At 48.6% G+C, this 22,838-nt stretch carries 22 protein-coding genes and 1 tRNA gene; 11 read left to right on the forward strand and 12 right to left on the reverse strand.

Going from position 1 to position 22,838, the window contains the following annotated elements; genetic code table 11:
* Positions 1-28: 28 nt before the first annotated feature.
* From B2M23_RS18295 to B2M23_RS18325, 7 genes are all read right to left on the reverse strand, one after another.
* Positions 29-1,777 carry an FAD-dependent oxidoreductase gene (locus B2M23_RS18295; protein WP_052237143.1) on the reverse strand — a complete coding sequence of 583 codons (1,749 nt, stop codon included), beginning with the start codon at positions 1,775-1,777 and terminating at the stop codon, positions 29-31.
* 190 nt (positions 1,778-1,967) lie between these two features.
* A complete protein-coding gene (locus B2M23_RS18300; RefSeq protein ID WP_038351557.1) occupies positions 1,968-2,732 on the reverse strand; it encodes a DeoR/GlpR family DNA-binding transcription regulator in 765 nt (254 codons plus the stop codon).
* A gap of 103 nt (positions 2,733-2,835) precedes the next feature.
* Entirely contained in the window at positions 2,836-3,774 is a 939-nt protein-coding gene (locus B2M23_RS18305; RefSeq protein ID WP_038351556.1) for a cation diffusion facilitator family transporter, read from the reverse strand.
* Positions 3,775-3,836: 62 nt separating this feature from the next.
* Positions 3,837-4,211 carry a RidA family protein gene (locus B2M23_RS18310; RefSeq protein ID WP_038351555.1) on the reverse strand — a complete coding sequence of 125 codons (375 nt, stop codon included), beginning with the start codon at positions 4,209-4,211 and terminating at the stop codon, positions 3,837-3,839.
* Entirely contained in the window at positions 4,186-4,737 is a 552-nt protein-coding gene (locus B2M23_RS18315; RefSeq protein ID WP_052237142.1) for a phosphate-starvation-inducible PsiE family protein, read from the reverse strand. The genes B2M23_RS18310 and B2M23_RS18315 overlap by 26 nt, the downstream gene beginning before the upstream one ends.
* Positions 4,738-4,790: 53 nt before the next feature.
* On the reverse strand, positions 4,791-6,611 hold the full coding sequence (locus B2M23_RS18320) for a phospholipid carrier-dependent glycosyltransferase (RefSeq protein ID WP_052237141.1): 1,821 nt from the start codon (positions 6,609-6,611) through the stop codon (positions 4,791-4,793).
* The gene (locus B2M23_RS18325; RefSeq protein ID WP_038351554.1) at positions 6,574-8,187 is read right to left on the reverse strand and encodes a 6-pyruvoyl-tetrahydropterin synthase-related protein; all 1,614 of its coding nucleotides are present in this window, start codon (positions 8,185-8,187) and stop codon (positions 6,574-6,576) included. Before B2M23_RS18325 ends, B2M23_RS18320 begins: the two co-directional genes overlap by 38 nt.
* 215 nt (positions 8,188-8,402) lie before the next feature.
* Here B2M23_RS18325 and B2M23_RS18330 point away from each other — a divergent pair, with 215 nt between their 5' ends.
* Genes B2M23_RS18330 through phnX form a run of 5 tightly spaced genes read left to right on the forward strand, consistent with a single transcriptional unit; the run spans position 8,403 to position 13,764 of the window.
* The gene (locus tag B2M23_RS18330; protein ID WP_013380627.1) at positions 8,403-9,158 is read left to right on the forward strand and encodes an ABC transporter ATP-binding protein; all 756 of its coding nucleotides are present in this window, start codon (positions 8,403-8,405) and stop codon (positions 9,156-9,158) included.
* Complete coding sequence (locus tag B2M23_RS18335) at positions 9,148-10,830, forward strand: ABC transporter permease subunit (RefSeq protein WP_052237140.1); 1,683 nt, start codon at positions 9,148-9,150, stop codon at positions 10,828-10,830. Before B2M23_RS18330 ends, B2M23_RS18335 begins: the two co-directional genes overlap by 11 nt.
* A complete protein-coding gene (locus B2M23_RS18340) occupies positions 10,830-11,828 on the forward strand; it encodes an extracellular solute-binding protein (RefSeq protein ID WP_052237139.1) in 999 nt (332 codons plus the stop codon). The genes B2M23_RS18335 and B2M23_RS18340 overlap by 1 nt, the downstream gene beginning before the upstream one ends.
* Positions 11,829-11,874: 46 nt before the next feature.
* Positions 11,875-12,966 (forward strand): 2-aminoethylphosphonate--pyruvate transaminase, encoded by a 1,092-nt coding sequence (gene phnW / locus B2M23_RS18345; RefSeq protein ID WP_038351553.1) that lies wholly within the window; start codon positions 11,875-11,877, stop codon positions 12,964-12,966.
* Between the two features lie 12 nt (positions 12,967-12,978).
* A complete protein-coding gene (phnX, locus tag B2M23_RS18350; RefSeq protein WP_081571294.1) occupies positions 12,979-13,764 on the forward strand; it encodes a phosphonoacetaldehyde hydrolase in 786 nt (261 codons plus the stop codon).
* An 84-nt stretch (positions 13,765-13,848) separates the two neighbouring features.
* Here the strand turns inward: phnX and B2M23_RS18355 are convergent, their stop codons facing one another.
* Positions 13,849-14,724, reverse strand: a complete 876-nt coding sequence (locus B2M23_RS18355; protein ID WP_038351551.1) for a pyridoxamine kinase — start codon at positions 14,722-14,724, stop codon at positions 13,849-13,851.
* A 160-nt stretch (positions 14,725-14,884) separates the two neighbouring features.
* Between B2M23_RS18355 and B2M23_RS18360 the strand changes: the two genes are divergently transcribed.
* On the forward strand, positions 14,885-16,006 hold the full coding sequence (locus tag B2M23_RS18360; protein WP_038351550.1) for an FUSC family protein: 1,122 nt from the start codon (positions 14,885-14,887) through the stop codon (positions 16,004-16,006).
* 147 nt (positions 16,007-16,153) lie between these two features.
* Complete coding sequence (locus B2M23_RS18365; protein WP_038351549.1) at positions 16,154-16,642, forward strand: DUF2798 domain-containing protein; 489 nt, start codon at positions 16,154-16,156, stop codon at positions 16,640-16,642.
* An 89-nt stretch (positions 16,643-16,731) separates the two neighbouring features.
* On the opposite strand, the gene B2M23_RS18370 is transcribed toward B2M23_RS18365, so the two are convergent.
* On the reverse strand, positions 16,732-17,163 hold the full coding sequence (locus B2M23_RS18370; protein WP_038351548.1) for a VOC family protein: 432 nt from the start codon (positions 17,161-17,163) through the stop codon (positions 16,732-16,734).
* 137 nt (positions 17,164-17,300) lie between these two features.
* Between B2M23_RS18370 and B2M23_RS18375 the strand changes: the two genes are divergently transcribed.
* Positions 17,301-17,522 carry a hypothetical protein gene (locus B2M23_RS18375; RefSeq protein WP_038351547.1) on the forward strand — a complete coding sequence of 74 codons (222 nt, stop codon included), beginning with the start codon at positions 17,301-17,303 and terminating at the stop codon, positions 17,520-17,522.
* 51 nt (positions 17,523-17,573) lie between these two features.
* Here the strand turns inward: B2M23_RS18375 and B2M23_RS18380 are convergent, their stop codons facing one another.
* Positions 17,574-17,999 carry a DUF3795 domain-containing protein gene (locus B2M23_RS18380; RefSeq protein ID WP_038351546.1) on the reverse strand — a complete coding sequence of 142 codons (426 nt, stop codon included), beginning with the start codon at positions 17,997-17,999 and terminating at the stop codon, positions 17,574-17,576.
* A gap of 242 nt (positions 18,000-18,241) precedes the next feature.
* Here B2M23_RS18380 and B2M23_RS18385 point away from each other — a divergent pair, with 242 nt between their 5' ends.
* Positions 18,242-18,781, forward strand: a complete 540-nt coding sequence (locus B2M23_RS18385) for a dihydrofolate reductase family protein (protein ID WP_038351545.1) — start codon at positions 18,242-18,244, stop codon at positions 18,779-18,781.
* Between the two features lie 379 nt (positions 18,782-19,160).
* Complete coding sequence (locus tag B2M23_RS18390) at positions 19,161-19,988, forward strand: EFR1 family ferrodoxin (protein ID WP_038351544.1); 828 nt, start codon at positions 19,161-19,163, stop codon at positions 19,986-19,988.
* Between the two features lie 52 nt (positions 19,989-20,040).
* Here B2M23_RS18390 and B2M23_RS18395 read toward each other — a convergent pair whose 3' ends face one another.
* A complete protein-coding gene (locus tag B2M23_RS18395) occupies positions 20,041-21,684 on the reverse strand; it encodes an SWIM zinc finger family protein (protein ID WP_038351543.1) in 1,644 nt (547 codons plus the stop codon).
* Between the two features lie 257 nt (positions 21,685-21,941).
* On the opposite strand from B2M23_RS18395, the gene B2M23_RS18400 reads away from it, so the two are divergent.
* Positions 21,942-22,027 (forward strand) — tRNA-Leu (locus B2M23_RS18400).
* Positions 22,028-22,417: 390 nt separating this feature from the next.
* On the opposite strand, the gene B2M23_RS18405 is transcribed toward B2M23_RS18400, so the two are convergent.
* Positions 22,418-22,795 (reverse strand): hypothetical protein, encoded by a 378-nt coding sequence (locus B2M23_RS18405; RefSeq protein WP_038351542.1) that lies wholly within the window; start codon positions 22,793-22,795, stop codon positions 22,418-22,420.
* Between the last annotated feature and the right edge of the window lie 43 nt (positions 22,796-22,838).

Consider the following 22,838-nt stretch of genomic DNA (forward strand, 5'->3'; position numbering starts at 1 on the left):
TACTCTTTTCCCCTCATTGCGTTTGTGTCTATTTATTCATCTTTTCCAGAAAATTGGTCCCCTGTTCTGAAAAATTGATCTCACTCCAGTCCCTGCCAAGTTTTTTGGCAAGGATCTCGATCACCCGCGGCTGGCAGAAGCCCCCCTGGCATCTTCCCATCCCGGCTCTTGTCCGCCGTTTTATGGCCTCGATGGATGCCGGCATGACCGGACTGTCGAGTGCCTCCAATATCTCACCCTCAGTGATGGTTTCACAGCGGCAGACAATTTTTCCAAAGGAAGGCTCTCTCTCGATCAGCTTCCTCTTCTCATCCGGCGGCAGCTTTCTGAAAAGTGTTTTTGGCTTTTCGCGCGGCTGATAGTCCTGACGGACTTCGAGTTTTCTGTTTTTCTTCTCAGAATCCTCCAACACGATGTTCTCGACCATTTCGGCGATGGCTGGCGCTGAAGCCAGCCCGGGCGACTGGATCCCCGCCACATTGATAAAGCCGTTGGTCACCGGAGACATCTCAATGATAAAATCCTCTTTAAAATCCGCTGCCCGCACTCCTGTAAAAACGCGGATAAGGTCTTGCTGCCCCACATTCTTGTGCTGGTTACAGCTCATGGCATATTCCAGGCCATCCGGGTCGGTCGCGGTGTCCTCCTTATTCCAGACTTCTTTGGCTGACGGGCCAAGCAGGTAATTTCCCTCTGGTGTTTTGCAGCAGCCTCCGCCCTTCGATTCAGCGTTTTTGATTTTTTTCATCCGGTTTTCAAGGGCGTTTCCCACAAAGCCCATCTGGGGCCTGTAGGGATACTGCTTGGCCTTATCCAGAATCGCGATGGTCCCCTTTCTTGGATGAATGGTAAAGGAACGATCTCCCGCCATTTCTGAAAGATCATCGGCGTAAACGCCGGTGCAGTTGATGACATAGCCCGCCTTGATCATACCCTTTGGCGTGACCACGCCTTCAACTCTGCCGTCATGTCTCAGCACATCACAGACCGGCGTGTTAAACCAGAATTCAACACCGTTATGGGCCGCGTTCTCAGCCAGTGCCACGGTGACGTCATAGGGCTCTACATGAGCCAGGCTTGGAAGCCAGACTGCCGCAATGGGTGGATTGTCCAGCTTTCTGAGTTCTGGCTCGATGGCCATTGCCTGCTCGCCGTCGAGCATTTCAATGCCGTCCACACCATTTTCCACACCCTTGTCATAGCGCTCCTTAAGGGCCGGGATGTAAGCCTCCTCCCATGCAATGTACATCAGGCCGTTCCGCTGAAATACAAACCCCAGCTCATCTGCCCACCTGTCATACATCCGGTTTCCCAATATATTGAGCCTGGCTTTAAGGGTTCCTGTTTTGGCCGCGTGACCCGGATGAATATTTCCATTATTGGCCTTAGACGCACCCGTACAGACGTCATCATTCTTTTCGACAACAATAATTTTCAGAGGATACTTAGCCAGCTCCCGCGCAATTCCACAGCCGATGACACCGGCTCCGGCAATGACAATGTCCGCTTCCCCCACCAGTCCGGCTTCATAGCCCTTTGCCCGTCCGGTCTGGTAGTCCTTTCTGGGAATCTCCAGTCCTTTTACCCACATATCACTGACGACATTTTTCACTCCCGGCACATTGGCTGCCCTGTGTCCCACATCAATTAACTGCTGCCAGTCCCCGCACTCTCCTGCCAGTGTTACGATCTGCCTTTCGTCGACTGAAACCTTGATTTCAAGCCCAGGGAACGCTTCCCTGAGCGCTTTTTCTACTGTGTTTTTTATGCTGTTCATACTTCTCTCTCCCACGTCAGCCGTTTGTGTCCATTTAGGTTTATTTTTAAGGACATATTAGGACATTTTTTCTTTTTTGTCAAGGCTTTTTTGGTTTATATTTCCTTTTTGAACATTTCTTAAGTTTTTTTGCACTAAAAAAACCGGTATGGGAAATTTCCGTATTTTCCCATACCGGTTTTATCATTTGTTATTCAGCAATTATGACGGTCAGCCCCATTTCTTTATAGTGCTTGACCATTTCTTTGTCTGCCTCTGCATCGGTCACCAGGACATCGCCTGGACGCAGTGTTGACACATTAATAAAATCACGTTTAAAAAGCTTGCCAGAGTCCATGAGTGCCACCAGCCTTTTGGAATGGCTCGCCAACTGCCGGTATACACCGTACTCCGCCGGGCCGCGGTGGAAAAGGTTTCCCTGCTCATCCACTGTTGTGGCGGATACAAAGGCCAGGTCAAAGTAAAAATCCCGAAGTGTGTTTTCCGCAATGGTGCCCGAAGTGCTGAGGGTATGCTTTGTGATTTCTCCACCCACCAGAAAGATACCGATCTCACTGCGGCTGTTGAGCTGGTTGACCACTGTGACCGAATCAGTTACAACATAAAGCCGCTTGGTATTGTCAATATGCTCTGTAAAATGATAGAGTGATGAACCGGCGCCGATAAAAATCTTCTGACCATGCTCGATGAGGCCTGTGGCCTTGAGCCCCATTCGTTTCTTTTTCTCTGCCTCGATGTTCAGACGAAGCTCCAGAGGCTTTTCTCTGAGGATATCCTCCTTGACAAGCTGTGCCCCGCCATGGGTTCTCAAAAGCTCTCCCTCGGATTCCAGAAGCTCCAAATCACGGCGGATGGTCTTCGTGGTTACCTGAAAAATTTCACTGAGCTGGGAAACGCTAACGGTCCCCTGCTGTTGCAATAGCTGAATAATTTGTTCTAATCGTGGATTTTTCAACGTTCTCCCTCCTCTATTGGTTAAGCATAGCCTAAGTTATTTTAAAAGTCAAGGGGCGCAGACGATGAAGGTACGTCGTTTCGACGTACCTTCATCGATGGATTTACTGTTCCTCTGTTTTTTCCTCCACGATCGGGTCAATATGGATTGTGACATCACAGTGGCACTGGCTTTTAAGCTCGTCCTCAATACTGGTAATAATCTCGTGGGCGGTGACCATGTCCAGCTGACTGGACATTTCCACATGCAGGGAGACATCGGCGTGTGCCGGGCCATAGTCGTGAATGAGCAGCTCATGCATTCCCTTTATCTCTGGATGGGACATGACGATGCGGTGAATTTTCTCCACAAAGCCCTCATCGGGAGGAGCGCCAATCAGAGGCTGAACCGAGTCCTTTGCAGATTTAATACCTGTTATCAGGATAAAGGCCGCCACAATTACACCCATATAGCCGTCCAGATCATAGCCTGTAAAATAATTGATGGCCATACCGATCAGTACCACCAGCGTGGCCAGGCTGTCGCTGATACTGTCCAGGGCTGTGGCCTCCATGGCTGAGGAATTGATCCTCCGGCCCAGCTTCCGGTTAAACAAAAACATCCAGAGCTTCACTAAAATCGAAGCGATCAAAATGACAAAAACCACAAGGCTTACCGAGGTCTCCGCCGGGTTTAAAATCCGTTCTGCGGACGATTTAAGCAGCTCAACCCCCATAAGAATAATGGCAACGGATATAAACAGCGCGCTGAGGTACTCGATGCGTCCATGGCCGTAGGGGTGCCCGTGGTCAGCAGGTTTTCCCGCCATTTTAAAGCCCAGCAGCGTGATGATGGAGGAGCCGGCATCCGACAGGTTGTTGACCGCATCGGCCACAATAGAGATGGCGCCTGTCACAAAGCCCAGCAAAAGCTTTCCTAAAAACAGCAGCAGATTGCAGGCAATGCCTACACCGCCGCTTAATACACCGTAGGCCTGTCGGACATCCGGGTCTCCGGTTTTATCGCCCTCTTTAATAAACAGGCGTACCAGTAAACGGGTCATTAATTACTTCCTTTCTCAGTTAAAAAAGAGCTGCCGCACTCTGTGCAGCAGCTTTCCATTCATTATTTCACCGCAATAAATTCAATCTCGACCTTGGCATCCTTGGGTATTCTGGCTGCCTGCACACAGGAACGGGCCGGCTGGTTTTCTGTAAAATACTCGCCGTAAATGTCGTTCAGCACAGTAAAATTGGCAAGATCATCGACAAAAATTGTGGTTTTAACCACATCAGAATAGTCATATCCTGCTTCTTTTAACACTGCGCCCATGTTGAGCATCACCTGTTTCGCCTGGGCCTCAAAGGCTTCCGGCATTTCGCCTGTGGACGGATCAATCCCCAGCTGCCCGGAGGCGTACAGAGTGCCGTCTACTACCAGCGCTTGAGAATATGGGCCAAGGGCCGCAGGGGCTTTATCTGTTGCTACTTTTGTTTTCATGATTGTTCTCTCCTTTGTCGTCACTTAAAATGTTTTCCGCGCCTTCAGAAACAGCTAAAATGCTGTCATCTGCTGGTGCTTCGTGCTTTTTAAAGCGATGCTTAAACCACATCAGTCCACCCTGGGACATACCTTCTCCGCCCTCTCCGTCATCAAAGGTTGAGACGAACAGGAAACGCCGGATGGCAAACAGGATGGCGATGGATATAATACTCATCAAATTTTCGAAGGGCGTGGTGTGCTCAACGATCAGCTCCCTGGCAATGGCAAACAGCAAAACCTCTATGACCGACGCGGTGGAGTGCTTGATCAGCATTTTAAGGAACTCAATGCCGATGAGCGTGTTAAAGGCATAACCCAAAAACACCCGGAAGGCCTGCGAATCGCCATAATTTCCTATAAACTGCCAAAGATCGGGAATCAGAGCAAGGGCTGAAATAATAATGGCAATGGCGATGAGGATGGCGATAAAAATCTCCAGTACCCGCACAAAGCCCAAAAGCTTATTTTGAATTTTATGTTGCATTGTCTCCTCCTGTTTATGGTTCCCACTGCATTATACCATAATCAGTCCCTGTCTTAAAGCATATCTCCATTATTTTCATCCAGCAGGGCGCTTTCTTTCTTTTTGCGCCGCAGATGATACACATCATAGCCCATGAGCAGCAGCAGGGCGCCGCCCATCACACCGGCAAATACCATAAACAGCTGGCGCATAAACAGCACCGTCTCCCACTTCATGGGACTGCCGTAGATAAACGGAAAAGCACAGATAAATGAAAAGACCGTAAAGGCCATAAACAGCCCGATATATGCTTTTTTCCAGGGCTTTGCCTGGGGCGTACAGCCCATGTACTTAAACAGATAGGCCACCCCCAGCATCAGGAAAGGAATCATCGGGAAATAGTGATATAAAAAGGTATCCCGCGTGATAAAAAGCCAGGGAATCATCTGGGAAAAGTAACCAACACCGATGACGATACCTGCAGAATGGCGTTTCCATATCCCGTGGACCAACGCAAAGGCTGTGCCGAAAAGGCCAATTCCCCAGACCATCGGGTTGCCAGTCGCGTAAAGATAAATGGTTTCCGGCGCCTTCTGATAATAGTAAAACACTGGTTTTAAAGCCAGAAGCCAGGTATACCATTTGGAGGAATAGGGATGGTGGTAATGGGTCGAAGCCCCGGTGTGGTAGCCGAACATCTGCTGCTGATGGCCGAAAAACACCTCGAAAAACCCCTTATCGGGTATGGTGCCCGCATAAGGAATATAGGACAGGGTGTAAATGGTCACCGGAACGACGATAAAAGCCAGGCAGCAGAAAAAGGACTCGCCGAGTCTTTGCCGCCGGACACCTTTATCGCCCTTTACCATATCCCGGATGAGCCAGTAAAAATACAGAACTGCCAGTCCAAGGGCCGCGTAACAGCCTGACCACTTAGTGCCAATGGCAAGGCCGGTAAAAATCCCGCTGAGCAGCAAAAACACATACCGGGCTGGCCTTGATGTACTGATGTGAAAAAAGTACAGGAAGGCATACATGGCCAGGATAAAAAAGACAAGAAAGGCGTCCAGGGTTCCGATCCGTGTCTGTGTATAATGCAAAAAATCGAAAGCCAGCAGCAATGTGGCAATACCGGACCACAGCGGTGATTTGAAAAGTGCCTTGCCGAAGAAATAGATCAGCGGCAACATGGCGATACCGAAAAGCACCTGCATAAAGCGGAATCCAAAGGGCGTTCTGCCAAAAAGATCCATCCCCAGGCCAATGATCAGCCGGCCCACCGGAGGATGATCCATCTCGGCCACACTCAGGCCATCCTGCATTTCCAGCGCCGAGGCGGGAAAATAGCTCTCATCAAAGTAAGCGCTGTTCAGCCGATCCGAGGTGGTCCGCACTGTCTCCGGCTCATCCAGAAGCCTCGCGGAACCTTCGTTAAGGGGCGTTGCCGCCAGCCTGTTCCCGTTTTCGTCAAAGAATGCTACCTCGCTTAATACCAGACGGTTGGCAGTATCCAGCTTTTTAACTTTGATGTACCGGGTATTCTCATCCGTGTTCAGCGGGTAGTGGTACCAGATCATGGCCGCTGTATAGTCGGTGTCGTCGTCCCGGGTATCAAAGGCCTGTTTCCAGTTCACGCCATCATCTGAGCATAATATCTGTATGCCCACATATTTTGAGGAATCATTAACCGTTGGATACAGCGCGATGGACGCCGGCTGTTTCTGAAGCTCAAACTCTGCGGCGGGTGTCCCCTCCTCCATATCATAATAGGTCTGGGGCTCAACTCTTGAGCCCAGATTCCAGTAGCCTACAACGCTGTAAATCAGGATTACTGCCACCAGAAAAATGATTTCCTTTTTACTGAGATGATAAAACTTTTCTGTCATTCTGATCATTTTCCTTTCTTCTATTTTTAAAGAGCAGGGCTATCCCCACAATGACGCCCATGAGACTGATGGTCTCACTGACACGCCGGAGAGGCGTTCCCTTGTATTGGACAATTAACATACCGGTTTCATTAACTGCTACTTCTGCCATGCCATTTACGTTTCGGTAAACCTCGACGCGATTGCCATTAAGCATGGCTTCATACCCACTATAATAAATGAGCGGCAGTTCATTTGAACCGTTTCGTTCTAATTCTATTTTATACAAACTATAATTAGTGCGTTTTACAGTGCTTTGATGGTTTTTCTGTGATTCCTGGATGTGTGATAAAGTGACATCCTCCGGTAAATACTCACATCCTGCTGCAAAAGTGGGGTATGTATTGACAACCATCTGCGCATAATTTTTATAAGTATACGCAACATTTGCAAAATATGCTATGAACATAATTCCAGCAGCGATGGCTGCGATGATCACCTGGTTTTCCCTTTTTTCTGTCATGCTCTCAATAATCCTGCCAGAAGCAAAGCACCAGAACACCGAGATAAACAGATAGAACCGCCATGGAAACTGAAGGGTTGACAGTACATTCTCAAACAAATGCCAGGGAAAATATACTGACGCGCAGAACAGTAAAAACAGGCCTGACAGCGAAAGAATCTGAACCAACCTGTCACTTCTGTTAAAAAACAAACCCGCTATTATCAGTAGTGTCAGCGCCAGACCAATCCCCGCCGGCGGTACATATTTTTCGCCGATACTTTGAGGTATTGCCAGAATTAAATTTTTAAAAGGCACGGCCCAGTCCGAAATACTCCCGAGCAGTCCGGTGTCGCCCCAAACAGGATTAACCACCAGCTGTTCCAGCATGGGCAGCAGAAAAAACAAAGTCAGGACAATGCTCCAAAGCGCTGCTTTCCCAAGTGCCGCCAGCCTTGGTATATTGAACAGCAGAAAGACAGCGGCGAATCCCCCCATCAGCACGGCGGTCAGGACATGTGAAAGCACCAGACCGCTAAAACCGCTGAACAGCAAGGGCCACTTCTCCTTCTCGCCGTAAACCACCTGCCAGAAGCCTGCCACAATAAGCGGCAGAAAGACAAAGGCCAGAAGCTCCCCCACCGACGACCGCTGATAAAGGTCAGTGGTGTGAAAGGAGCATAGGAGGTAAAGCACAGTGGAAGCCGAGGCCGCAAAATCAGACCGCCATACCGATTTGACCGAAAGGTACATGGTGCAGGCCATAGCGCCTGTGAGCAAAATCAGAAAAGCCTTGTAGGCCGTGATGGCCGGCATGCCCAAAAGCGACAGTACTGCCGGAATATACAAAAAGAAATCCGGATAAAAAAGCCCGTTGCCATAGCCGTAGCCATTAAAGTAATCGGCATAGACTCCTGGTAAAAAAATGCCATTTTTAAGACCTTCTGCGATCGAGACGACCCTGGAAAGATGGAAGCTTGCATCATTTCCAAAGGGGATGCCATCCTTAAGAAGCAAGGGCAGCACCACTGCCAAAGCTGCCAGAAAAGGGATACCCCACCAAAGAATTTGTTTATTTTTTATAAAGAATTTTTTAGATTCCATTCTTTTCTCTCATTCTTTTCTCTCATTATTATACCAATCTGACTGCGATTTGTAAAACCAATGATTTTGTAAAGCTTCGGTTAAATTCCGTTAACTCTTTGTTAAGTCTATTGAATTGTGGGATTTTTAGATTTAAAATACGCCTAGGCTTTTGAAAGAACGCTTTTATCCAATAAGCCATTTGTTTTAACCAAAATGTTAAGGAGTATAACACTATGTTAAGTTTAAGAAATGTAAAGAAGGCCTATGACGGCACAGAAATCCTGAAAGGCATCACACTCGATATCGGAAAGGGCGAAATTGTTTCCATTCTCGGCCCATCCGGCGGCGGTAAAACCACCCTCCTCAACCTGATTCTCGGCATCACCGACATTGATGAGGGACAGCTTTTGTACGATGGTGAGGATATCACCCATGTACCCATGGAACAGCGTGACTTCAACATTGTTTTTCAGGACTATGCCCTGTTCCCCAACCTGAATGCCTACAATAATATCGTATACGGACTCAAAAACAAGCCGGGTATTTCCACCCAGGAGGAGGTTGACGAACTCATCGACCTTCTGGATCTCAGACCGCATCTGGACAAACCCATTGACCAGCTCTCCGGCGGGCAAAAACAGCGTGTGGCCCTGGCCCGTACCCTGGTCATGAAGCCAAAGGTGTTATTACTGGACGAGCCGCTGAGCGCGCTGGACGGGGTTATCAAAGAATCCATCAAGGAGCGGATCAAAACAGTTGCCAAGGAATTTGATCTGACGACCATTATTGTAACACATGACCCTGAAGAAGCCCTTACCTTATCGGACCGGGTGCTCATTTTAAACGGCGGCAAAATTTCACAATACGCCGAGCCGCAGGAAATCATCACGAAGCCCGGCAACAGCTTTGTTCAGGAGTTTATTCTCAACCAGCTCATGATCAAGCGCAACAATATCTTCTCATTGTTCGGAGAATGCTATGCCCAGTAATTCCGCCACCGATAAAACGCGGCCGAGGCTGCGGAGCCGGGCTGTTACGGGTACCCCGCTGGAGCTGAAGGTTGTTTTCTGGATCATCATCGCCATCTTCGCGGTGTTCCTTGCCGCTCCACTGGCACTGCTGCTCATCAAGTCCTTTAACGTGGACGGCAGCTTCAGCCTGGCAAGCTATGCCGCTGTGCTGAGCAGCGCAGGCTTTCTGAACGCCCTGCTTAACAGCTTCATCATCGCCGGGACCAGCGCGCTCGTCACCACGGTTATCGCGTTTATGCTGGCCTACACAGTCAACAGCACCAATGTACCCGGCTGGTACAAGAGCGCCGTTTCCAGTGTCGCAGTGCTGCCCATGCTCCTGCCCACCATTACCTATGGCTTCGCCATCATCTATTCCTTTGGCCGCCAGGGCCTGATCACCCGGCTGCTGGGCTTTCAGCCCTTTGAGATTTATGGGTTTAACGGACTGCTGCTGGGTTATGTAATCTACACGGTTCCCATTGCCTTTATGCTCATTAACAATACCTTTAAGTACATTGACAAGAAGTTCTCTGTGGTATCCCGTGTGCTTGGTGACAACAGCTTTAAAACCTTTCTCACCACAACCTTTAAGCCACTGATCGCCACCCTGGGGGCTTCTTTTATTCAGGCCTTTTTCCTGAGCTTCACCGACTTTGGGATTCCGGCATCGGTTGGCGGTGAGTACAAGGTGGTTGCCACCACGCTGTACAATCAGATGCTGGGTTCTATCCCCAATTTCAGCAAGGGGGCTGTTGTTGCCATGATGATGCTGATCCCATCGGTTTTCAGCATTTTGATCCTGCGCTACCTGGAAAAATATAATTTCCGCTATAACAAGATCTCCCAGATCGAGCTCACAAAAAACAAAGGACGCGATGGCCTTTTCACGGTTCTGTCCGCTTTGGTAATGATCGGTATTCTGTCCATTTTCGCGGTTATCTTTATTGTTCCCTTTGTGCAGAGCTGGCCCTATGAGCTTGGTTTTTCGCTTGACAACATCAAGGAAACTCTTTTTGGCGGCCAGCTGACCAGTGTCTACCTCAATTCCATTCTGGTAGCGGCGCTCACAGCGGTTTTAGGGACGGCCATTGCCTACCTCAGCGCACTGGTCACTGCCCGCAGTAAAATGGGCAAGCCCTCCAAAGCCGCCATCGACGGCCTGGTCCAGACCACCAACACCGTACCGGGCATGGTGCTTGGCATCGCCTTTCTCCTGGCTTTTTCCGGCACCAGCCTCCAGTGTACCTTTATTATACTGATCATCTGTAACATTATCCATTATTTCTCAACCCCTTACCTGATGATCAAAAACTCACTGTCAAAGATGAACGCCTCCTGGGAAACCACCGGCATGCTCATGGGTGACAGCTGGACAAAAACCATTTTCAGAGTTGTAATCCCCAACTCCTGGTCCACTGTTTTTGAAATGTTCAGCTATTATTTTATCAACGCCATGGTAACCATCTCCGCTGTCATTTTTATCGTTGGCGCGCGCACCATGGTCGTTACCACCAAAATCAAACAGCTTCAGCACTTCGGCGATTTTGAACAGATTTTTGTCTTATCCCTGCTTATTCTTGCCACCAACCTGGCTGTCAAGCTGATCCTGAAAGCCTTGTCGAAAAAAACAGAAAGGAAGGCCGCCTGATGAATAAACTTATAAAAGCCCTGGCTGCCGGACTGCTCATTGCCGCCACAGCCCTCACCGCTGTGGGGTGCAGTACAGGAAACGCGGATAACAAAGTCGTTATCTACTCCAATGCGGATGACGAAGCCCTGACCGCCATGGAAAACGCTCTGACTGCCGGCGGCTACGAAGGCCAGTATATCATCCAAAGCTTTGCCACCTCCGAGCTGGGCGGCCGGATGATGGCCGAAGGCTCTAAAATCGAAGCCGACCTGGTGACCATGAGCACATACTATCTGGACACTGCCCAAAAGGAATCCGAAATGTTCTCTGACCTGAGCTTTGACCATACCACCCTGAGCGGTGACTGCCCATCCTATTCTTCCCCCATCACAGCCCAGGAAGGCGCTGTCATGGTCAACACTGAGGTGATGCGGGAACAGGGCCTGTCTGCACCGGCCTCCATCAAGGATCTGGCTGATCCAAAGTACGCGGGCCAGGTATCCATACCGGATATTGAAGGTTCCTCCACTGGCTGGATTCTGGTACAGGCTGTCATCGACGCTTACGGCGAGACGGAAGGCGCTGAAATCATGACAGGGATCATCCGAAATGCCGGGCCGCACATGGAAAGCTCCGGCTCCGGCCCCTTTAAAAAGGTAAAAGCCGGCGAGGTCGCACTGGCCTTCGGCCTTCGGCATCAGGCCGTCGCGGCCAAAAAAGAAGGTCTTCCCATCGACTACATCGACCCGTCTGAGGGCAGTTATGCTCTCACGGAATCCATCGCCGTCATTAATAAAGGGGATAAAACCAATGCCAAAGCCATAGAAATGGCTGAATGTATTGTAAAAAGCGCCCGAACCGAGCTGCTCAAGACCTATCCGCTGCCCCTGTATCCCGGCGAAACAACCGACCCTGCCCTGTGCACCAAAAACCCCAAAACATTCCCAGAGCCCCTGACCGTGGATCTTTTACAAAAACACCAGGAGTTTTCAGAGAAATGCAAACTTAACAAGTAAAAACAAATTTTATACAAAGATATATCTTACAGAGGAGAAAACATTCATGAAAAAATACAAGTTACTCACCCCCGGCCCACTGACAACCAGCGATGCGGTAAAGGCAGAAATGCTCTTTGACCACTGTACCTGGGATAATGAATATAAAACCATCACACAGAAAATCCGCGCTCAGCTGCTAAAGCTGGCCCATGTCAGCGAGGCTGCATATACCGCCATCCTCATGCAGGGCAGCGGCACCTTTGGCGTGGAAGCCGTACTTTCGAGCGTGATCGGCGATAAGGATAAGGTGCTGTTCATCACAAACGGCGCCTACGGCGAACGCATGCTGGACATCGCGGACTACCACCGTCTGAACTACCTTGCCTACAACGAGGAATACAACATAATCCCTGACGCCACCAAAGTGCGCGCGATTTTAACAGAAAACCCAGACATCACCCATGTGGCCATGGTACACTGCGAAACCACCACCGGCATTCTCAACGACATCCATGCCATCGGCGAGCTCTGCGCAGAATTTGGCAAAACCTATATTGTCGATGCCATGAGCAGCTTTGGCGGCATTGATATCCCGTTAGAGGATGACCATATCGACTTTATGATCAGCAGCGCCAACAAATGTATCCAGGGCGTACCGGGCTTTTCCTTTATCCTGGCCCGCACAGCCGCCCTCGAGGCCTCAAAGGGCAATGCGCGAAGCCTGTCGCTGGATATTTACGACCAGTGGAAGACCATGAACAAGGATGGAAAATGGCGATTTACTTCCCCGACACATACGGTTCTGGCTTTCTCCAAAGCCTTAGATGAGTTAGAGGAACGCGGCGGAGTCGAAGCCCGTTATCAGCGCTACGCCTCCAACAATAAGCTTTTGATTGAAAAAATGGCAGTGCTCGGCATCAACGCTTATATTGATGAAGCCTACCGCTCCCCCATTATCACTACTTTCCTCTATCCCGAGCAGGGCTTTGACTTTACCGATATGTACAACTTTGTCAAAGAACGCGGCTATGCCATCTATCCCGGCAAGCTGACCAAGGTGGACACCTTCCGCATGGGCAATATCGGAGAAATTTATAAAGAAGATGTTGAAAATCTCTACAATATCTTTTATGATTATTTAAAACAGAACGCTTAGGAGGCCATATTGATGAAAAAGATTGAAGCGGTTATTTTTGACTGGGCCGGCACAACGGTCGATTACGGATGTTTTGCTCCAGTACAGGCATTTATGGAGGTTTTTAAAAGCTTCGGCATTGAGCCCACCATGGCGGAAACAAGAAAACCCATGGGGATGCTCAAGCGTGACCATATCCACACCATGATGGATATGCCGCGTATCAGCCGTCTCTGGCAGGAAAAATACGGGCGCGGCTACACCGAAGAGGATATTGACGCCCTGTACGCCCAGTTCGAGGAAAAGCTCATGAGCATTCTGGATCTGTTTGCAGATCCCAAGCCTCACGTGCTGGACACCGTTGCGGCCCTGCGTGACATGGGCCTGAAAATCGGCTCAACCACCGGCTACACCGATGAAATGATGGCCGTAGTCACCCGTATCGCTGCCGATAAGGGTTATGCGCCGGACTGCTGGTACAGCCCAAACGCTGTGGAAAACTATGGCCGCCCCTACCCCTTTATGCTTTTCAAAAACCTGGAGACTCTGGGCGTTCATTCTGTCCATAATGCTGTAAAAATCGGCGACACGGTCTCCGATATTCTGGAAGGAAAAAACGCCGGCGTTGTCTCCATCGGAGTTGTGCGCGGAAGTTCTGAGATGGGGCTGACCGAGGAAGAATTTAATCATCTCTGTGATGATGACAAAGCCGCTGCCATCAACAAGGTAACCAAAACCTTCAGAGATGCCGGCGCAGACTATGTTATCCAGGATCTGAGCGAGCTGATCCCTCTGATTAAAACGCTCGATGAACAATAAACAAAGACTGGCTTTGCCCAGAACAAAAGCAGGTACGTCGAAACGACGTACCTGCTTTTTCTTTTTTTAAATTACTTCTCTGTTCTAGACCAGCTCAAGACGTTTCATCATCTCTGGCAGCACGCCTTCAAAATCCACACCTTCGCGGCGATTAGTCTCACGGGCAACCGTTCTGAGGATGCATTCTGTGGTCAGATCGACAGCAAACTGTGTGGAATCCAGCAGAGATTTACCGTTCAGCAGAGCTGCCAGGCAGAAGCTTCCGAAAATATCACCCGTCCCGTGGAACTGTCCGGGCACTTTTTCGGAGAAGGCGTACTCTACCTTATCCTCGGCGCGGTCATAGCAGGCGGCGCCCAGCTTTTCATTATCAAAATACACGCCAGTCAGCACGACCTTTTCAGGGCCCATGTCGGACAGGCCGCGCACAAGCTTTTCAATATAATCCCTGGTGTATGGACCGTGCTGATAAGGCTGCTTCAAAAGAAAGCATGCCTCGGTGATGTTTGGCAGCAGCAAGTCTGCCTTTTCGCAGAGCTCGCGCATTTTATCCACCATATGGTCGTCAAAAACGCTGTAAAGCTCACCCTCATCAGCCATAACCGGATCCACATAGACCAGTGTGTTGTCTGAATTAAAGGTATCCATAAAATTAGATACAATGTCCACCTGCTCCGGTGAGCCTAAAAAGCCGCTGTAGATTGACGAAAAGTGCAGATCCAGCGATTTCCAGTGCTCGGTAATGGCCGGGAGGTCTTCGGTGAGGTCGCGGTAAGTAAAGCCCTCAAAGCCGCCGGTATGGGTCGAAAGAACCGCAGTAGGCATACAGACCACCTCGATGCCTGCCGCAGATAAAATGGGCAGCACGACGGTCATGGAGCACTTTCCAAAGCCGGATATATCATGAATCGCGGCCACCCGCTGTAAGGGGCCTTTTGGAATATCGTTTGTATTTTGCATGTTAAATATCTCCTTTTACAATCAATGATGCTTGGATTCCCTGAAAAAGGGGCTGTTAATTATTGTACCACAATTCTGCCTGTTTAACGCACATAAATCGAATAAAATTCCCTTTTTGGGTAAAAACTATGGTAGCGATGATGATGAAAGGAAGTCTGTCATGAGTGAAAAAATAAAACGCCTGAACTTTAAGCATCTGTGGCAAGCAGCCTGGAAAGGAACTAAGAAATCCATACCAGCCACCACCCTCTGCCTGCTGCTCTTTTTTATGAACATGGCTTTATTTGGCTATAAAAATGCTGTCATCGCTGTTCCACTCACCATTATTTTCAACCGACTCAAGGACTTTTCGCCAGACCGCTGGCACCCCTACAGCGTCATGCTCATCAACCTTGTGCTGGCGACCACCGCCCACCTGGCCGATATGAACGTCTGGCTCTGCGTTACCCTGGACTTTGCCGCGACCTATCTCATGGTCTTTCTTCTCACCGACTCCGACACCTCAAAGGCTTACTACAGCTATGGCTTTGGTCTTGTGCTGTACCAGAGCTTCTCCACCACTGTGCCTGAGCTCAGGCTGCGCCTGATGGCCATTGTTGTCTCCAGTGCCATCGCGACCCTTGGCCTTGTGGTCATGTATTTTCTGAAGCGCAGGCAGACGGGCTTTAAGCTTGATCCGCGCATTTTTAATCCCTTTGTCCGCCTCGGCGGCAAGACCCGCGATTTTTTAAAGGGGACTGCCCGTGCCTTTAAAAATCTGGCTGCCATGCTGCGCTTTCATCTGTTCTGGGACCCTTCCGAGCCCCTTGAATCCGGCACCTTTGATTTCCGTCTCACCCGCTTTGCCATCCGCATCTCTCTGCTGGTAACCTTCAGCTTTTTCCTGGAGCAGGTGTTTAATATTCCGAAAGGCTACTGGCTTCCCCTCAATGTTTTTATCATGACCCTCAATTTTTATGAGGACAGCATGGTCAAAATCAAACAGCGTGTGGGCGGCAATATCGCCGGGGTTTTTATCTCAGCCATTCTGCTCCACTATATCACCGGCTTTACCGGACATATGATCATTCTCTCCATTGGCACCTTCCTTGGCTACGCGGTGGATAACTATCTTTTCCGCGCCACCTATATGACCTGCTACGCCATTGCGCTCAGCACCCTGTTCATGAAGCAGTCTGAGGTTTTTGAGCTTCGTCTGGCCTATGTGCTTCTGGCCGCTGTTATTGCTGTCATCGGAAGCCGGTTCATTTTTGCCAATAAAAAAACAGATTTTCAAACCTGAAAACAGCTTGTTTAAATTTGGACTTTTTGATATAATAATAACTGTAAAACTTAACAAACGCGTATAATGGTTCAGCGTAAGACAATTTCTCGTCTTACGCTTATTTTTTTGCGTTGGTTTTAATATTTAAGAAGTGAGGAAATAAAAATGGAATTTTACATGAAGCTCCCTCGGAGCAAAAAAGAGTTTGTGCTGTTTATTGGGGTGATCTCCATCCTGTCTGTAAACATTATTGCTCCGATTATCACTTGTTTTGAGCTTGGCTTTCATTTGGGGGTATGGGCCGATACCCTGCGTGTTATCCCTTTTATCTGGCTCAGCGTTGTCGCTCTGGTGCTGCTGACGTACAGACCGGCCGACTGGATGACCGGGCAGATCGTGGATAAGGATGACAGCTTTAATGCCCACATCGTGGTCAATATTCTGTGCACTGTCTTTTTGATGTCTGTCTTCCTGACCGTTATCGGTACCTGGATTGGAAGCCGTCAGATAAGCCTTGAGCCGATCCGCCTGTTTTTTTACAAATGGCCCCGCAATTTCGCCATCTCTTTTGCTGTGGAGGCGCTCTTCGCACAGCCCATCGCCCGTTTGGTTATGCGGAAGCTGCATGAACACAGGGATAAGCAACCGGATTAATCTCTGAAAACAGATAAGGGGTGTGCTGAATAAAGCTTTCCCTCAATGCAAAACCTGGAAAAGCAACCGGAAATCCGATTGCTTTTTTATTATTTCTGCTTTTCCTCCATGGCTTTACAGCGCTCCTTAAAGCTCACCTCCCGGTGGATCTGGTGGAGCATCCAGACATAGCCAAAAGTGTCGGAAAACATGGCGTTTGCGGCGCCCATTTCAGGCATCTCGGTAACGGGCTGGATCTCAGCACAGCCAGCTGCCATGGCCTTATCGTAGACCGCCTGAATGTCTGGCACCAGCACATTAAACCAGACAGACTGGGGCTGGCCGGGCTTTGGCGCGATTAGCTGGTACTCAGGGTTTTCGTCCAGCATGTGGAAGCGGGTATCGTAGATGGTAAAGACTGCTTCATTGGTACCTTTCGGGTAATCGGTCACCTCTATACGCTTAACCTCAAATAGTTTTTCATACAGCTCCAGGGCTTTCAGGCTGTCGGTCACAACCATATCGATTTCTACGCCTGTCATTTTTTTCTCCTTTGCATTTGATTGAATTTATGGTATAAAATACCCAAAACAGCCTTATGAAATCGCTTTAGACTTTTCGGCTTCTCTGTGCTATAATAAAAAACATAAAGGAAAGATGAAAAGGAAGGGATTCTCTGATGAAATTTTTTGAAAAGAAAGGCTACTGCTCTTTCGTGATGGTTCTATATTTCGTGGGAATGCTGTGCTTTACAATGTCTCTGTTTATGAGCCGCCTTCTGCCCGATTTCTGGCTTGGCTTTGCCGAAGGCATTGCGATTGTCGGTATTGTAATGGGCATGATTCACATTGTTTTTTGTTTTGTCAGGGGGCGAAACCCCTTTACCGGTAAGCCCATCTAACCGGTGTGCCCGATTTTTATAAAGGACTGTCCGCGCGGCCGGGCAGTTTTTTTATTCCCCGCCCGCTGTTTCAAGCTTCTGTCCGCACGCACTGCATTCTGCGTCGTGTAATGAAATGACCCCGCCGCAGTCTGGACAGGTAAACAACTGCTTCTGCTGTGCCATAAAAGCCTCCAGCCCTGATTCCTTAACCCGGCGGCTGTTTTCCATCAGGCTGGCTTGGTATCGGGTGTTATAGCTTTTTTCAAGGGATTTTACAGGCTTGCAGGGATACGCTGCGCATTCAAAGCAATATTGAACCCCCTTTTCCATGGCGCATGCCTTGATCCTGCACTTCCTGCAGTGCTCTGGCTTTCCTTTGTCACTGTTCAGACAGCCCGCACAGGGCTTTTTATGGTAACAGTGCTTATAACAGACCATGCAGTTCATTCCACAGGGAGCGAACATGTCGGCATCAATGGTATCTGGCATTTTCATCGGTACTGCTCCTTTCGGCTTTAATCTTTTTCTTGCTTACCTGCATTATAACATCCGCTGGCTGTAATGAAAACAGCGGGATTCTTTTATATTCTGCCCTACACTTAATACAATCGCAAAAAATTCCAAAAGGTTCCCAAAATTTTCAAAAAACTTAAATGCTTAAGGTTCTGTCCCTTTCTGGGTATGTGTTATAATAAAAATCTGTGTGCCGTAAAAACAGCGCACAGCAGGAGGAAAACATGAGAGATACAACGCTGTTTATTGCCATGAGCCTGGATGGCTATATTGCCGATAAAAACGGAAAAGTGGACTGGCTGAGCGGCCATACCCCAGACGCAGACGATATGACCAGCTATTCTGAATTTATCAAGGACATCGACACTGTTGTCATGGGCTATAACACCTATCACCAGATTGTCACAGAGCTTTCGCCCGGGGACTGGCCGTACACCGGCCTCACCACCTATGTCCTGACCCACAGAAGTATTCCTTCGACCAAGGCAGTCAAATTTGCCAATGAAGACACCTGTAGCCTTGTAAGGGCCTTAAAACAGGAGACTGGCAGCGGAATCTGGATCTGCGGTGGAGCCGGTGTGGTTCAGCCCCTTATACGCGCTGGCATGATCGACCGGTTTCATCTTTCAATGATTCCAACAATCCTTGGAGACGGCATCCCTCTCTTTGAAACAGCCAGCACAGCCATAAAGCTGAGGCTTCTCGAAACTAAAAGCTATAATGGCATCACCGACCTTATTTACGCGCCCAGGCAGACTTCATAACTATTCTGATCTGTGGATAACTTACGACTCATGAATAATAAAAGATTAATATATAATATTATTAATATATTATTAATGGTGGACACGGGTGTCCGTGATTCTGCCGCCACTTTTGCTTTTTTGGCAAAATAGCGGACATATATGTCCTTTGACCCCCTTTTTTTGTTACTTATCCACAGATTAGCAATAGAGATACGCCGTTTCGACGTATCTGCTGTTGTTTTTAAATTAACTTCGGATAAAGAAAACCGCAAACCTGTGGTTTCAGAGGCCCAAGCTGAAAACTGCCAGCTTTTTTTGGCTTTTACTTGAAAACCATCTCACCCTCTGATATAGTTAAGGCATAAAAACCACTCTTTTTACGCAAGGGAGAAAAATCATGAAATTCAATCGAGTATGGGCCGTGTACTTCAGCGCTACCGGCACCACCAAAAGGCTGGTAACAGCGGTTGCCGATAACCTGTCACAAAAATTTGGGGGACCCTGTGAAATCTTTGACTTTACACTGCCTGAGGAGCGAAAAGCGCCAAAAAGCTTTGAAGCTGACGATCTGGTGGTATTCGGCACACCGGTCTACGCAGGGCGTGTGCCCAATGTACTGCTGAAATACCTGATGACCCTGGAGGGAGGCGGCGCCGCGGCTGTTCCTCTGGTACTCTATGGCAACAGAGACTATGACGATGCCCTGATCGAGCTTCGGGATATCCTTGAAAAAACCGGTTTTCACACGTTTACAGCAGGGGCCTTTATCGGTGAACACTCTTTTTCTGATGTACTGGCAGCCGGACGCCCGGACGGGCAGGATATGGAAAAAGCCCGGGTGTTCGCCGGATTAACCTATGAGAAAGCCGCTGCCATCACCAATATCCAGGATGCCTCACCTGTGGCTGTCAAGGGCACACCAGCCCCATACCGTGGCTATTATCAGCCGCGGGACCGCAAAGGCACTCCCGTAGATATCCGCAAGGTTAAACCGCTTACAGACGACACCTGTACCGACTGTAAGCTATGCTCTGAGGTTTGTCCCATGGGCTCCATCAGCCACGATGATGTGCGGATTTACACAGGCATTTGTATAAAATGCGGCGCCTGTATAAAAAAATGTCCGGTTCACGCGCGTTACTATGATGACGCGGGTTACCTTTACCACAAGCACGAGCTTGAGGAGGGCTTAAAGCGCCGGGCCGAACCGGAATGGTTTCTTTAAACAAAAAATGCCATGGTACTCCCACTGGAACACCATGGCATTCTAAATTTTGTCAAAGTTCTTCAAGCTCTTCAATAAGTGCGCGCCGTTTAGCATAACGGAGACGCCAATCCGCAGTCAGGATCCTTACTTTTTCTGGCCCGCCGGGGTAGTCCTGCATTTTTCTCAGATAATCCACGATCTGCTGATACTTTCTTCGGTTTGCCGCCTTCTTAACCATCGCCTTTAAAAGCTCGGCGTAGAGCTCCAGAGTGTCCTCAGGGCATCCTGCCTTAAGCGTTTCCTCATAGTAATCCAAGTCGGAAAGCTCTCCCTGGCTGCGGATGCTTTCCAGAAGAAGCTCACACAGTCCCTCTTCCTCATACAGGTCGCGCAGATTATGTCCATAATCCACGGCTTTGAATATTTCTTCACGAAGCTCGTGCCATTCCGCCTCGCCGCAGAGAGCCTTTAGCTTTTTGAAATCCTCCAGATTGACAAAATCCTCGCCCACCAGCATTTCTGCCAGTGCCTTTTTCAGGGCTTCGGGCCTGCCCAACTTTTCATACAGCCAAACCAGCACACGCTGATATTCATCAATTTTGGCTGGGTCATCCCGGTCCATCTCCATACTCTCATTGATCATCCCAATGGCGGCGTCCATCTCACCATACTTGATTTTCAGGGAAATGGCGGTATTCCGTATTCCGGAAAAACGCCAGTATTTTTTCTGGTAGGCCTCGATGGCTTCCCTTGGCAGCTCCATTTTTTCCATGAGCTGTACCCGGCAGACAACATAGGTTTCAAGCCAGTAATCGAGCCGCTCCTGTGTGGCGTTCCGGATGAGCCAGTCCACGGTTTTCATGCTCTCGGCAAGCAGCACCGGCTTCCAGTTCCATTTCATAAAGACATCAAAGACATAGTCCTCAAGATAGTCGAGCGTGTCGCCGCCCAGACGATTCATAAACCAATGGTGCATCCTCCGCTCTTCTGCCTCATCATTGATATGAGTCAGGATTTTCATCCATCCCTCTGCGCAGTCCTGGGCAATAAAATCAATATCTCCGTCGGAGTCATCAATCTCTATCTGGCAGAGCTTGGTGTAAACCATGGCGGTAAAATCAAAGGCACTCCCATAGTGCTCCCGGACCATCAGGGCCTCAAGATTATCATTATAAAACTGCTCAACCTCCTCACAAAAGTCTTTTACATCCCAGTATGGAATAAACTGCTCCAGCCCCAGATATTTCTTGCAAATGGCGTTTAGAGAGCGTTCCAGAGGGCGAAGCTCCTCAATGCTCTCCCCCTTAAAAAAGCGGAGCCAGAGGCGGTTTGCAAGGTTCCTGTCCGTGCAGGCCAGCTCGTAGATAAAATCTCTGAGCTCATTTTCTCTCGCCCCCTGTACAAGGGCGTACAGCTCAGTGTTTTCAAACTGCCATGGGTCCCTGAACGTCTCGGATACACTTTCCGTCAGGGCAAAAAGCGCTGCCGCCATATGTTTGCAGTGAGTGCCCTCTGACGCATAGGTACAATCGCAGTGCATGGCAGCGACCTCGCCAAATTCTGTTTCGATCATCACCCGGTAGTCTTTTGTATCGCGCACCACTGCCTCATAGCCATTATCACAGCGCACTGCCTCCAGAACCTGGTCGTTTGTAAAAAGTTCATATCCATTATCTAAAATATCTTTTGTAAAAAAATCTTCCCATTTTTTCATTATTATTTCTCCCTTTTGCTATAGGGCTATTTTATCTCAGCCTGCTCTACTTTACAATTACTAATTGATTTTCTTCAAATGCAGCGCTTTATTTTTGAAGCTAAAATGCAGAAAAATCATATTTTTTTATGCTGAAAAACATTTTCGAAAAAAAAGTTAAAAATTTTTAAAATTAGTGTTGACAAAGCGGACAAAAAAAGTTATTATATACAAGCACTCAGGAAATGAGTCGCCGCTCAGAAAAAAAAGAGCGCTGTGCGAGAGTGTTGGAATTGGCAGACAAGCACGTTTCAGAGGCGTGTGTGCTACGCACGTACGGGTTCGACTCCCGTTTCTCGCACCATTTAATTGGTGACAAGGCAGATGTTAAAATAACATCTGCTTTTTTATTTTTTGCCACCCCAATCGCCACTCTAGCCGCCGCCTTTCCTTGTCGCCAGATTTTTACATATAAAAAAAGGAGAATTTTTCATTCTCCATTACCGTGTGTCAAAAAACCTCAAGAGACGAAGCCTTTTATCTAAGGAAGAAAAAAGCGTCCTGCGGCCACTGCTTTTACACACACTTCTTATTAGGTAAGGCAAATACCTGATCGCTCCAGTGTCCGGCTCTTCCGATAAAGTGGCATGATTCCTGGCCGTTTACCGTGGCGCCTGGACCTTTTTTCTTATCTGGATAAAAGGCGCAGTCTCAGACTACGCCACTTTTTTAATGGAGAATTTTTCATTCTCCATTATTTAAAGTCTTTTCCCAGCGCTTCACTGAGCAGTACGCAAAAATCTTCCCAGCTTTCAGGATATGCCGCGGTGCCTCCCAGTCTTTTCTCAGAATCTTCAAAAACCAACGTCATCTCCCAGATTGGGCCGTCCAGACAGCTCAGATCATAATATTTTTTCTTCCACTGCAGTACGCCAGCTTCCGCCATCCCTTTTTTAAAGGCGTCCAGCGCCTCGGTATCCAGTGTTTTTAAATACTTGGGGGGTTGATAAAAAAGCGCACTGGCAGACCAGCATGCCTTACCTGTTTCAAAATCAATACAGGCCGCATAGCCATCTCCCACATAGCCGTCGGTGGTCACCTTAAGCTGCCGGATATCATCATAATTTTCCATAAAATCGTCGCCTCCCGTCTTAAGAAGTGATTATATCAAAAAA

This window comes from Eubacterium limosum, assembly GCF_000807675.2.
Classification (GTDB): Bacteria; Bacillota; Clostridia; order Eubacteriales; family Eubacteriaceae; genus Eubacterium; species Eubacterium limosum.